9 protein-coding genes and 1 riboswitch are annotated in these 12,142 nt (G+C 72.0%); of the genes, 5 read left to right on the top strand and 4 right to left on the bottom strand.

Annotation, left to right across the window (positions count from 1 at the left end; all coding sequences use genetic code 11):
* Positions 1–38 precede the first annotated feature (38 nt).
* Both QFW77_RS17410 and QFW77_RS17405 read right to left on the bottom strand, forming a co-directional pair.
* A complete protein-coding gene (locus QFW77_RS17410) occupies positions 39–923 on the bottom strand; it encodes a helix-turn-helix transcriptional regulator (RefSeq protein ID WP_331487971.1) in 885 nt (294 codons plus the stop codon).
* Positions 924–1,038: 115 nt separating this feature from the next.
* Entirely contained in the window at positions 1,039–3,372 is a 2,334-nt protein-coding gene (locus QFW77_RS17405; RefSeq protein WP_280576081.1) for a winged helix-turn-helix domain-containing protein, read from the bottom strand.
* A gap of 169 nt (positions 3,373–3,541) precedes the next feature.
* Here QFW77_RS17405 and QFW77_RS17400 point away from each other — a divergent pair, with 169 nt between their 5' ends.
* From QFW77_RS17400 to QFW77_RS17385, 4 genes are all read left to right on the top strand, one after another.
* Positions 3,542–4,291, top strand: coding sequence for an RNase A-like domain-containing protein (locus QFW77_RS17400; RefSeq protein ID WP_280576079.1), 750 nt, complete (start codon positions 3,542–3,544; stop codon positions 4,289–4,291).
* A gap of 47 nt (positions 4,292–4,338) precedes the next feature.
* Entirely contained in the window at positions 4,339–4,626 is a 288-nt protein-coding gene (locus QFW77_RS17395; RefSeq protein ID WP_280576078.1) for a contact-dependent growth inhibition system immunity protein, read from the top strand.
* A gap of 105 nt (positions 4,627–4,731) precedes the next feature.
* Positions 4,732–5,979, top strand: a complete 1,248-nt coding sequence (locus QFW77_RS17390) for a DNA/RNA non-specific endonuclease (RefSeq protein ID WP_280576077.1) — start codon at positions 4,732–4,734, stop codon at positions 5,977–5,979.
* 2 nt (positions 5,980–5,981) lie between these two features.
* Entirely contained in the window at positions 5,982–6,317 is a 336-nt protein-coding gene (locus QFW77_RS17385; protein WP_280576076.1) for an immunity protein YezG family protein, read from the top strand.
* 43 nt (positions 6,318–6,360) lie between these two features.
* On the opposite strand, the gene QFW77_RS17380 is transcribed toward QFW77_RS17385, so the two are convergent.
* Together QFW77_RS17380 and thiC are read right to left on the bottom strand one after the other, a co-directional pair.
* Positions 6,361–6,954 (bottom strand): DUF4136 domain-containing protein, encoded by a 594-nt coding sequence (locus QFW77_RS17380; RefSeq protein ID WP_280576075.1) that lies wholly within the window; start codon positions 6,952–6,954, stop codon positions 6,361–6,363.
* A gap of 104 nt (positions 6,955–7,058) precedes the next feature.
* Positions 7,059–8,936, bottom strand: coding sequence for a phosphomethylpyrimidine synthase ThiC (thiC, locus tag QFW77_RS17375; protein ID WP_280576074.1), 1,878 nt, complete (start codon positions 8,934–8,936; stop codon positions 7,059–7,061).
* 105 nt (positions 8,937–9,041) lie between these two features.
* Positions 9,042–9,139, bottom strand: a riboswitch (TPP riboswitch).
* 397 nt (positions 9,140–9,536) lie between these two features.
* Between thiC and thrA the strand changes: the two genes are divergently transcribed.
* Positions 9,537–12,125: a bifunctional aspartate kinase/homoserine dehydrogenase I gene (gene thrA / locus QFW77_RS17370; protein WP_280576073.1), complete on the top strand. Its 2,589-nt coding sequence runs from the start codon at positions 9,537–9,539 to the stop codon at positions 12,123–12,125.
* Positions 12,126–12,142: the final 17 nt, after the last annotated feature.

Raw genomic sequence — 12,142 nt, 5'->3', positions numbered from 1 at the left:
CCCGAAGGCTTTGCCGAGTCTGCCGGTCCGCGCCTGCATCAGGAGGCGATCCGACCGCCATGGCGCGAGGGCGGCGGCGCGATACGGCCCGCCTGCACTTGCTCCCGATAGCGGGTCGCAGGCATCCCGAAACGCGCCCGGAACGCGCGCGCGAAACTGCAGCAGTTGTCGAAACCGCTCGCGGCGGCGACCTCTCCGATCATCATGCCGGTATCGCGCAGCAACCGGGCGGCGCGTTCCAGCCGCAGCCGGGCGGAAAGCGCCTGGGGGCTCTCGTCGTAGAGGCTCTGGAACGCCTTGGAGAAGTACCAGCTCGAAAAGTTGGTGAGATCGGCGAGCTCGCCGATGCGGACCACGCGGTCGCTGTTGCCTTCCAGATAGAGCCGCGCGCGCTGCATGCGCCCGAACACCTGGCGCTTGCGGCTGCGCGAGCGGCCGGGGCAGCGACGCACGGCGGCCGCGAGCTCGCGTTGCAGGGCCACCATGTGCAGCAGGAGCGGTCGCACCGCCTCCCCGCCTGCATCGCCCGCGGCCCGCCACAGTCGCAGCGCGACGCGCGCATCGCGCCGCGACAGGCGGCCGCGGCCGGCGTACAGGGTGCTGTCGGCCAGCCGCTCCAGGCCCGCGAGCGTGCCCTCGGCGATGTCCAGGCCGATGCACAGCCCCCTCGCATCCATCTGCAGCGACGGTGCGGATTCACGCTCGAATGCCATCCACTCCCCGGTACCGAGCCAGAACCGGCCCTCCCGCGATTCGACCCAGCCGCCGCCGCGCAGCTGGATCCAGATCGACAGGCTGCCCGCGGGCGCCCTCGCGCCGCCCAGGCTGGAGAGCCCGATGCGCCTGGTGGGAGCCGACGAGGCACCCGCCTCGGGGGTGAGCGAAATCAGCTGGCCGCGGTCGGCCCAGAACGTGCTGTGCATGATCGAATCCATCGGTTGACCGGAACTGACCGATGGATTTGCCCGCATCGAGAATGCGAGTCCGGAACTTGCGCCGAAGTTTCGGCGAATTCGTCGCGAAGCCGCGACGACGCCGCTACGAAACTGATTTACCCAATGAATACAGCCAGTTGGCGAACCTGGAGAGGATCGGATCGGGAGCTTCCTGGAGCCTCATGAAGGCGATGTCGCTGCCGTCCTCCACGCCCAGCGACACATAGACCGCACCGGTGCGCGGGTCGGTGCTGAAGCCGTTGGTGCTGGCGAGCCGGTCCGTATCCAGGCAGCTGGCCTTCCGCGAGCCGTCGCCGGCCTGGCGCATCAACCGCGATCGGCAGCCGTAGGTGTGATCGAGGTAGTCGATGCCGCCGTCGCCGGTCACCGCCCAGGTCCGGTAGCGCGCGCGCGTCGGGACGCCGGCCCCGATCTGGCGGATGCTGCGTGGCGCCAGGTCGGGCGCGGCTTCCCACAGCCCGTTGCCCGCCAGGCTGGAGAACAGCACCCGCCCGCGCGCCGGATCGAAGCGCGCCTGCGAGACCCCCTCCACCGCCTGCAGCTCCCGCCACGGCATCGTGCCGCGGTCGAACAGAACCAGCCGCGTGTGCCCGCTGCCGCCCTCGGTGGCGACAAGCAGATGCGCCGGGTCGGCGACATAGAGTGCCTGCAACGGGTGTTCCGCCGGCACCGGCAGCCGAACCGCACGGCCCGTCGCCGGCTCGACCTCGAAGATCGCCGGCGCGCCGGCACGGTCGCGCCCGGCCACCAGCAGGGTCGTGCTGTCGGCGGACCACGCCGCAGGCTGGCGCGTATCCGGCCGCAGCCCCAGGATCGGCCGGAGCGATTCTGGGCGGGACAGCTCCGCATGCCAAAGCTCGAACCTGCCGGACCGGTCCGAGGTGAACACCAGTTGCCGACCGTCGGGCGAGACCATGGGCTGGGTATCGCGGCCGCTGGACTCGAACAGCCGCTCGCGGAACACCGGGCCGTCCGGCAACGCCACCGGGTCGATCCGGTGGATGGCGAAACGCGCCCGCCGATGCACGAACGCCAGCGCCGGAACGCGCGCGGCCACCGCCGGCCCCTGCGCGTCGTCGAGCCCGAGATCGCTGACCGCACCGCTGTCCAGATCGAGCCGGTAGAGCCGCGCCTGGCTGTCCACGCGCTGGGAGAACACGATGGCGCGGCCGTCCGGCAGCCAGTTCCAGCCGCGCAGCTCGGCGCCCAGCGAGGTCAGCCGCTGCGGCTGGCCACCCGCGGCGGGGACCCGCCAGAGGTCGCCGAGTTGCGGGTTGCGGATGAATCCGATCCAGGCGCCGTCGGGCGAATAGCGTGGCGCATAGTCGAAGTCGTCGGGCGCGACCGGGTAGCGGAGCCGGCTCCAGGTGCCGGACGCGAGGTCCAGCAGGCGGATCCCCGGGGCGTCCGACTCGCCGTTGCTGCCGAACACCAGCCCGCCACCGTCCGGGGTCCAGCTGAAGCTCAGCAGATCGATCCCATCGCATCGCGCCGCCTCCCGGGGCGATCCGGAGCCGCTGGCGGCCACCACGAGCACCGCGCAGCGTCCATCGCGCCAGGTGCGCGCGAACGCGACCTCGCGACCATCGGGCGACCAGGTCGGCAAGCCGTCGTAGGCATCGGGGCCGGGGTCGCTCAGCAGCCGCGGCACCGCACTGCTGGTGGTCTGCACCAGCACCACCGTGCCGGGACGGTCCGGCCGGGTGGCGGTGTAGGCCACCATCGAGGCGTCCGGCGACAAGGTCGGTGCCAGCTCGAAGCCCGGCCTCGAAGTGATCAGCCGGTACGGCAGATCCGGGGCGGTGCCGGGCACCGTCGGAAATGGCGCAGCGGCATGGGCCGGCACCCCGTCGGGCAGCAGAACCAGCGTCGCCGCCAGGATCAGCACCAGAGCGGCGCCGATCACGGCGAACATGCCCGCCATTGGCACGCGCGGCCGCCGACGGGCGGCGGCCACCACCACCGGTAGCGGCGGCGTGTCCGGCATCGGCTCCCGGGTCTTGCCGTCCCCGGCAGGGTCCGGCGGAGGCGCGGCGGCTATCGGCGCGCTCTCCCGCAGCCATTCGACATCGGCCACCAGCCGGTAGCCGCTCTTGGCGATGGTCTCGATGTAGCTCCGGCCGGCCTCGCCAGCGTCGGCGGCGAAGGCCTTGCGCAACTGGGTCACCGCCTGGGTGAGCACGTCGTCCGTGGGGAGGGTCCCGGGCCAGACCCTGTCGAGCAGTTCGGCGCGGCTCACCACCCGCCCCGGCTGCTCGGCGAGTACCCGCAGCACCGCCAGGGCCTTCGGCGCCACGCGCCGGGGCCGGCGCGCGCCGGGCATGGTGATCTCGCGGACGGAAAAACACACCAGCCCCTCGCCGACGCGCGCGCGATCCGCGGGCGCGGGCTCGGGTGGATCCGGAAACTCGGACATCGCGTAGCTCGGTGAAGCGCCGGAAACCGTACATGATCCGATACGTGCGCTGAACAACAGGTACCCGGTAGTCGCATCGCGACGCGGCGACCTAGGGACGCCACCAGCTGTTCCGCGCCGGCGCGCATGCCTACCCTGCGGCCTGCCTGCACTCTTGGAGAACCCGCCCTTGGACGCCGCCAGCCCGACCGCGTTCCATGCCCTCCCCGCCGCAGCGCCGCCGCCATGCATCGGCGCGACCCCGTCGCCGCTGCAGCTGGTCGCGGAGGGCGACCTGCAGCGCGAACTCGAAGACATCGTCGCCCGTGGCGGCCTGGGCGATTTCCTCGCGCAGACCGGCGACGCCATCGACCTGGCATCGCAGGCGCCCCTGTTCGCCGAAGAGCTGGATCCGCTGCTGGGGCGGATCCGCGAGGCGCTCGGGCAACTGCCGACCGAAGCGCTGAGCGCGGTGGAACGGGAGGCGCTGGACGCTACGTTGGCGCGGCTCGACGACCACCTGGGCCCGGCCCAATCGCCACTGCCGGGAAGCGAAGTGCCCGGCGGCGGCCTGCAGGCCCACGAGGACGCCGGGGGCCATCTGATCGAACGCCATGTCGGCAAGACCGAGCAGTCGTTGCTAGAGCGCGTGCGCAACGAGAACATCAGCGCCGCCTCCAGCTTCCGCGACCTGCCCGAGGCCGAGCACTTCGTGGCCCAGACCCTGGACGAGCACCAGGATCGCATCGAGGCCTGGCGCGACGGCGCCGGCGGCAACCGCCTGGTGGTCGACGCCCGCTTCGACGCCAGCACCGGGATTTCGGTGGCCCGCGGCGCCAGCGAGGCGGTCGACGTGTTCTCGGTGCGGCTGGTGCTGGAGCGCTCCGACCGGCTGGACATCGGCTATAGGATCGTCACCGGGTATCCTTCCGCTCCCTGAGCGCACGCGCCCGAGCGGCGCCCGCCCCCGATGAGCGCCCGCTGCCGATGAACGATTTCCCCGCCCTCGAGAACTTCTTCGCCGCCTATTTCCACCAGGACTGGGCGCAGGAGCACGCCACCGCCGACGCGGTGGTCGACTACTACCGCGACGGGGAGAGCGACGAGACCGTGGCCCGCACCCGCGACGAACTCGACCGCCTGCTCGCCCGCGATCTCGACGGACTGGCGCTGGCCGCACAGCTGCGCGCACTCGGCTGCGAATACGATCCGACCCGCGAGGGCGGCAACTGGCAGGCGTGGCTGCTCGAGGTACGGCAGCGGCTTGCCGGCTGACGGCATCCCGCCAAGCGCACCGGAAGGGGCCCTAGGGTCGGCCCCGGATTTCCGGCCGCACGGTGCCCGGCCACACTTGCCGGCGTCCCCCGCCGGAATGCCGCCATGGTCGATCCCCTGCGCGTCGATGTCCCCAGCAGCCCCTTGCCGCCGCCGGAGGTGGTCGGCGCCGCCACGGCCTCGCAGATCCGCCAGCAGCTCGACCAGGCCAGTGCCGCGGCGCGCCCGCAGCTGGCGAGCGACCTGCTCGGCGGCCTCGACGACACCGCCCTTGCGGCGATGGCCGGGGGCGAGGATGGCCGCGCCGCGCTGCAGGCTTTGGATGAAGCGCTGGCCGAGGCGCCGCCGGCGCAACGGGGCGTCGAGGCAGACCGCGCCCGCCTGGCCGCGGCCCAGGCCGACGGCACACCGCCCTCCGGGGACCGCGCCGCGCTGCTGCTCGACCTGGGACAGACCGCGCTGGACATCGTCGGCATCTTCGAGCCGACCCCGTTTGCCGACCTGACCAACACCGGGATTTCGATCGGCAGGGGCAACTGGCTCGACGCCGGCCTGTCCGCGCTCGGAGTGATCCCGTACCTGGGCGACCTCGGCAAGCTCGGCAAGCTGCCGCGCCTGGCCGGCACCATCGACAACGCGATCGCGATCGCGCGCAACGATCCAGGCTTCGCCCAGCAGGTGCGACCGCTGCTGCAGCGGATCGACGGTGCCCTGGACAACGTGCCGCTCGACTCCCTGCCCGCCTCTGCACGCGAGACCGTGGAGTCGATGCAGCGCAGGCTGGACGAATTCCTCGGGGGCGCCGGGCGCTTCCCGGAGTTCGTCGACGGCGCGCGCCACGTCGACCCGGTCACCGGCCGGACCGTGATCGACGCGAAGCCCGGCGCCACCGGCGGCTGGAACGCATCCATCAACGCCGACCGTCTCGAGCCCGATGCGCTGTACCGCACCGACACCGGCTATCTCTACCACACCGACGCCGGCGGCCGGGTGGTGCGGGTGGAGGGCAACCTGCAGCTGGGCGACGGCCCCCGGAACACCTATCAACAGCAGGTCTCGGGCCGCGAGGACCGCCTGCCCGACGACCAGGGCGGGCACCTGATCGCGTCGATCTTCGACGGCCCCGGCGAGCAGATGAACCTGGTGCCGCAGAACGGCAACCTCAACATGGGCGCCTGGAAGCGGATGGAAAACGCCTGGGCCGAGGCGCTGAAGGCGGACCTCGATGTGCAGGTTAGAATCGACCCGGTCTACGGCGGCGACAGCCTGCGGCCGACGCGATTCGACGTCAGCTACCAGATCGAGGGTCAGCCGCCCACCACCCGAACCTTCCAGAACCGCCCCGGAGGCTGAGCATGATTCCAGGACAGGACACCGATCTCTACCAGCGCATCGGTGAACTCCTGGCCGCGGTGATGCCGGCCCGGGCGCAGCGGATCAGCGCCCTGGCGACGGTGGGCGACGACTGGTCCGAGGTGTCGTTCGAATTCGCCGGCGAGGACGGCAAGCCGGCCCATTTCGGCTTCGACGAGCACCCCGCGCAGGCCGCCGGCGACATCGGCGAGGCGCTGATCGAACTGCGCAAGCGGATGTCCGCGGACGGCAGCGCCCCCTGGGGTCACTGCCGCTTCGACATGGACCGCGGCGGGAAGTTCGATCTCGACTTCGACTACACGCCGGTCGAGGTCTGAGGCGCGGCACCGGGGACATCCGGCCCGGCGCCCTCCCGCCCGCTCACATCGGCGGGGCGGCGCTCCCGGCGCGGTGCGGATAATGCGCGAAGATCTCGGCGATCGTGGCGTCGATGCGGCCGGCGCGCTCCTCCGGGGAGAGGTTCGATACCCGGCCCACGGCCACGCCTTCCCACACCAGGCGGTTCTCGTCCACATCGACCAGGTCCACGTTCATCGTACCTTCGGTATAGCGGTACACGTGGGTGCGCTCGCCCCAGTACGGGACCGCGAAATACGCCTGCGAGCGGTAGCTGTAGTAGTAGCCGTAGTCGACCGTCGGCACGCTGCTGACGTCGGTGCGACGCTCCATGTAGGCATTGATGTTGACCCACAGGTCCGGATTCTCGGCGTCGTAGACATAGCCGCGCGCCTCCATCTGCCGGCGCACCGCCGCCTTCGCGGCTTCGCTGGTGGCGGTGGCGTAGCCATGCTTCTCGATGGCCAGCGGCGAATAGAAGGCGAAGCTGCGATAGGCGGAAAAATCGGCGCGCGGATCTGCTTCGGTGGTGATGCGCGGGCTGCTGGCGCAGCCGGCGAGCAGCGCCACCGCGAACAGGCCGAGCAACCAGGCGGCGTAACGGCGTGGAGCGTTCATCGGATTCTCCCTGGTGATCGGGCGGACGCTAGGCGTGCGCCCCGGTACGTCGCCTGAATATACGAGGGCCGCCGTCGAGCGGGCGCGACGGCCGGCTGAACGGTTTATTCCGGCTTGTAGACCTCCGCCCCGGCCTCGCGGAATTCCCGCGACTTCTCGGCCATCCCCGCCTCCAGCGCGGCCTCGGCGTCCAGCCCCTGGCCGGCCGCATAGTCGCGCACGTCCTGGGTGATCCTCATCGAGCAGAAGTGCGGGCCGCACATCGAGCAGAAGTGGGCCAGCTTGTGCGCGTCCTTGGGCATGGTCTCGTCGTGGTACTCCCGGGCCCGCTCCGGGTCCAGGCCCAGATTGAACTGGTCCTGCCAGCGGAACTCGAAGCGCGCCTTGGACAGCGCGTTGTCGCGCACCTGCGCGCCGGGATGGCCCTTGGCGAGGTCGGCGGCGTGCGCGGCGATCCGGTAGGCCATGATCCCCTCGCGCACGTCCTCGCGGTTCGGCAGGCCGAGGTGCTCCTTGGGGGTGACGTAGCAGAGCATCGCGGTGCCGTACCAGCCGATCATCGCCGCGCCGATCGCGCTGGTGATGTGGTCGTAGCCGGGCGCGATGTCGGTGGTCAGCGGCCCGAGCGTGTAGAACGGCGCCTCCCCGCACTCGGCCAGCTGCTTGTCCATGTTCTCCTTGATCAGCTGCATCGGCACGTGGCCGGGGCCTTCGATCATGGTCTGGACATCGTGCTTCCAGGCGATCCTGGTCAACTCGCCCAGGGTTTCCAGTTCGCCGAACTGGGCGGCGTCGTTGGCGTCGGCGATGCAGCCCGGGCGCAGCCCGTCGCCGAGCGAGAAGGCCACGTCGTAGGCCTTCATGATCTCGCAGATGTCCTCGAAGTGCTCATAGAGAAAGCTTTCGCGATGGTGCGCCAGGCACCACTTGGCCATGATCGAGCCGCCGCGGGAAACGATGCCGGTGACCCGCTTGGCGGTCAGCGGCACGTAGCGCAGCAGCACCCCGGCGTGGATCGTGAAGTAGTCCACGCCCTGCTCGGCCTGCTCGACGAGGGTGTCGCGGAAGATCTCCCAGGTCAGCTCCTCGGCACGGCCATCGACCTTCTCCAGGGCCTGGTAGATCGGCACGGTGCCGATCGGCACCGGCGAATTGCGCACGATCCACTCGCGGGTCTCGTGGATGTGCTTGCCGGTGGACAGGTCCATCACCGTGTCTCCGCCCCAGCGGATCGCCCAGACCAGCTTCTCGACCTCCTCGGCGATCCCCGAGCTGACCGCGCTGTTGCCGATGTTGGCGTTGATCTTGGTGAGGAAGTTGCGGCCGATGATCATCGGCTCGCTCTCGGGATGATTGACGTTGTTGGGCAGGATCGCGCGGCCGCGGGCGATCTCGTCGCGCACGAACTCGGGGGTGATCGAGGCCTGGATGCTGGCGCCGAAGGACTGTCCGGGATGCTGGCTGCGCAGCATCGCGTCGCGCACCAGTTCCAGGCGCTGGTTCTCGCGGATCGCCACGAACTCCATTTCCGGAGTGACGATGCCGCGCCGGGCGTAGTGCATCTGGGTGACGTTGGCGCCGGCGGCGGCGCGGCGCGGCAGCCGCCGCGCGGGGAAGCGCACCGCATCGAGTTTCGGATCGGTCTCGCGGGCGCGGCCGAAGCTGGAGCTGAGCCCGGCGAGCGCCTCGGTGTCGCCGCGCTCCTCGATCCAGCGCGCGCGCAGCGGCGCCAGGCCGGCGGCCAGGTCGATCGCGGCGTCGGGGTCGGTGTACGGGCCGGAGGGATCGTAGACGGTGACCGGGGCATTGTCCTCGCCGCCGAACAGGGTCGGGGTCCGGGTCAGCACCACCTCGCGCATCGGCACCTGCAGGTCGGGGCGCGAGCCCTGCACGTAGATCCGGCGCGAGCCGGGGATCGGCCGGGTCACCGATTCGGAGAGCTGCCCGGTCTGTTGCAGCAGGCTGGAAGGCAGGGCGTTCATCGGCGTCGTCCTCTGGGGTGGCGGGACGAAGCGGCGGCGCATGGAGGGCGCTCGCGGTGCCGGGCCCGGCCCGACGGCCGTGCGGCCGGGCTGGCCCGGTCCGCAAGCGCATCCTGCGAAGCTTCCCTACGCCGGTGTGAGCCGGATCAGGTTCGAAGGGTCTGTCTCAATCGCCGCTGCCGGCGATACCCCCGCTTCGGCCGGCATTACAACACAGGCCCGCGACCTTGCCCAACGCCGACCACCAGCGCTCGGCGTGGCAGCGGCGGCGCCACCTGCCCGGATCGCGGCCACGCGCCCCCGCCGGCTTTATTTCAAAGCCGCGCCGGCGGCCCAGCCTCGGCCTTGACGCGGTGCACCATCTCGGCTATTGCTGTCGCCATGCCTGCACTGCCCGTCCGTCCCGCGCCTGTCCTGCCGCCCCGCCGCGGCACGGCCGCGCGCGCGACGATTACCAGCACCGGTACCGGTCGCACCGGCACCGGAGTGCGGACGCGCGTGTCCATCGCCTGACCTGAAGACCACGCCGCTCCGCACCCGATCCGGGTGCGGCCTGCCGGCCACGCCCGATCGGCAAGGGGCCCCAACCGGAGCCTGCCGATGTCATCCGCAACCTTTTCGAACGAAGCCGCCAACGCCGCCGCGGCCGCTGCCTGCACGGTCGCGGAAGCGCCGGCCGGGCCATCGCCGGGCGCGCGCCCGGCGGAGCAGGAGGCGCATCGGACGGGCTTTCCCATCCACGTGCACAAGTTCGGCGGCAGCAGCCTGGCCGACGCCGGCCGCTTCCGCCAGGTCCGCGCGCTGCTCGAGGCCGACCACGGCGGCCGGCGCGTGGTGGTGGTCTCGGCGATGCAGGGCACCACCGACGCGCTGCTGGCGCTCGCCGCCAATGCCGTGCACGGCCGCGACTGGGCGCCGGCCTGGGCGGCACTGCGCAGCCGCCACCTGGCGGCCGCCGACGCGCTGTCGACCGGGGCGGTGGTCCACGACGCCCTGCTGGAAGGCTTCGATACGTTGCGCGAGCAGCTGGCCGGGCTCTCCGGCGGCGAGGCCGAGCGGATCGAGGGGCTGGCCGCCGCCATCCAGGGCCATGGCGAGCTGTGGTCCTCGCTGCTGCTGCAGGCCCTGCTCGGCGGCACCGCCGCAGGCTGGGAGCGGCTGGATGCGCGCGAGGTGCTGGTGGTGCATCCCGGCGAGATGGGCGTTGCGGTCGACCGCGAACAGAGCCGCGCCCGGCTGCAGGCCTGGCTCGGGCGCCATCCCGGCCGCGACCTGGTGATCACCGGTTTCATCGCCCGCGACGCCGCCGGCGCGCCCACCACCCTCGGCCGCAACGGCAGTGACTACTCGGCGGCGATCTTCGCCGAGCTGTTCGACGCCGATGCGCTGACCATCTGGACCGACGTCGACGGCGTGCTCTCGGCCGACCCCCGGCTGGTGCCGGACGCGGTCTGCCTGAAGTCGATCTCGTACGCCGAGGCCTGCGAGCTGGCCTACTTCGGCGCCAAGGTGCTGCACCCGCAGACCTTGGCGCCGGTGCAGGCGCGCGGCATCCCGGTGCGGATCCGCAACACCCTGCGCCCGCAGGCGCCCGGCACCCTGATCCACCCGGGGCGCGGGGACGCAGAAGCCAATGGCCATGGTCCGGTCAAGGGGTTGAGCCTGGTCGACGGTCTGGCGGTGCTGGAGCTGGCCGGCAACGGCCTGGTCGGCGTGCCGGGCATCGCCGAGCGGCTGTTCGCCGCGCTGCACCGCTCCGGGGTGTCGGTGACGATGATCTCGCAGGGTTCCTCCGAGCATTCGATCTGCTGCGTGGTGCGGGCCGACCAGGCCGGGCGCGGCGAGGCCGCGATCCGCGCCGAATTCTCCGAGGCCATCGCCGAGGGCCAGGCCCAGGGCGTGCAGGTCACCGGCGACATCTGCGTGCTGGCGGCGGTCGGCGACGGCATGGTCGGCCACCACGGCGTGGCGGCACGGCTGTTCGGCGGCTTGGCGCAGGCGCGGGTGAACATCCGCGCGATCGCCCAGGGCGCCAGTGAGCGCAATCTGTCGGTGGCGGTGGCGCGCGCCGACGCCACCCGCGCGCTGCGCGCGGCGCACGCGGCGTTCTGGCTGTCGCCGCAGACCGTGTCGGTGGGGCTGGTCGGGCCCGGCAACGTCGGCCGCACCCTGCTGCAGCAGCTGGCCGAGGCGGTGCCGGGGCTGCGCGCGCGCGGCATCGACCTGCGCCTGCGCGCGCTCGCCAACAGCCGGCGCATGGTGCTCGACCATGCCGCGATCGCCCCGGCCGAGGCGCTGGACCGCCTCGGCGCCGATGCCGCCACCGCGCTCGACCTCGAGGCGTTCGCCGCGCACGTGCGCGCCGGGCACCTGCCGCACGCGATGATCGTCGACTGCAGCGCCAGCGAGGCGGTGGCGGCGAGGTACCCGGAATGGCTCGCGGCCGGCATCCACGTGGTCACCCCCAACAAGCACGCCGGCAGCGGCGAATGGGACCGCTATGCCGCGATCGTCGCGGCGCAACGCAGCGGCGGCGGGCGGTTCCTGTACGAGGCCACCGTCGGCGCCGGGCTGCCGGTGATCCTGACCCTGCGCAACCTGCTCGACACCGGCGACGTGCTGCACGCCATCGACGGCATGCTCTCCGGCACCCTGGCCTGGCTGTTCAACAGCTACGACGGCAGCCGGCCGTTCTCGGCGCTGGTGCGCGAGGCGCGCGCGCTGGGCTACACCGAACCCGACCCCCGGGACGACCTCTCCGGCCTCGACGTGGCGCGCAAGCTGGTGATCCTGGCGCGCGAGGCCGGCCGCGGACTGTCGCTGGCCGACGTCGAGGTCGAGAGCCTGGTGCCGGCGGAGCTGCAGCAGGTCGGGCTGGAGGAGTTCCTCGGGCGCCTCGAGGAACTGGACGCGCCGATGCGGGCGCGGCTCGAGGCCGCGCACGCGCGGGGCTGCAGGCTCCGCCACCTCGCCCGGCTGGACGACGGCGGCCGCGCCAGCGTCGGGGTGGTGGCGCTGCCGGCCGAGCACGCCTGCTGCCACACCCGCCTGACCGACAACCTGGTGCAGTTCCGCAGCGCGCGCTATGCGGACAACCCGCTGGTGGTGCAGGGCCCCGGGGCCGGCCCGGAGGTCACCGCCGCCGGGGTGTTCGCCGACGTGCTGGCGATCGCCCAGGCGCTGCGCTGAGCGCTGCCACCGATGGC

This window comes from Luteimonas endophytica, from assembly GCF_029887875.1.
GTDB lineage: Bacteria > Pseudomonadota > Gammaproteobacteria > Xanthomonadales > Xanthomonadaceae > Luteimonas > Luteimonas endophytica.
Note: the sequence above shows the minus strand (reverse complement) of the source record. Positions and strands in the feature narration are given on the sequence as shown.

What these genes read in the sequence shown, in the direction of transcription:
- QFW77_RS17410 (WP_331487971.1), bottom strand. Translation starts at nt 923, where the DNA reads ATGCACAGCACGTTCTGGGCCGACCGCGGCCAGCTGATTTCGCTCACC.
- QFW77_RS17405 (WP_280576081.1), bottom strand. Translation starts at nt 3,372, where the DNA reads ATGTCCGAGTTTCCGGATCCACCCGAGCCCGCGCCCGCGGATCGCGCG.
- QFW77_RS17395 (WP_280576078.1), top strand. Translation starts at nt 4,339, where the DNA reads ATGAACGATTTCCCCGCCCTCGAGAACTTCTTCGCCGCCTATTTCCAC.
- QFW77_RS17390 (WP_280576077.1), top strand. Translation starts at nt 4,732, where the DNA reads ATGGTCGATCCCCTGCGCGTCGATGTCCCCAGCAGCCCCTTGCCGCCG.
- QFW77_RS17385 (WP_280576076.1), top strand. Translation starts at nt 5,982, where the DNA reads ATGATTCCAGGACAGGACACCGATCTCTACCAGCGCATCGGTGAACTC.
- QFW77_RS17380 (WP_280576075.1), bottom strand. Translation starts at nt 6,954, where the DNA reads ATGAACGCTCCACGCCGTTACGCCGCCTGGTTGCTCGGCCTGTTCGCG.
- thiC (WP_280576074.1), bottom strand. Translation starts at nt 8,936, where the DNA reads ATGAACGCCCTGCCTTCCAGCCTGCTGCAACAGACCGGGCAGCTCTCC.
- thrA (WP_280576073.1), top strand. Translation starts at nt 9,537, where the DNA reads ATGTCATCCGCAACCTTTTCGAACGAAGCCGCCAACGCCGCCGCGGCC.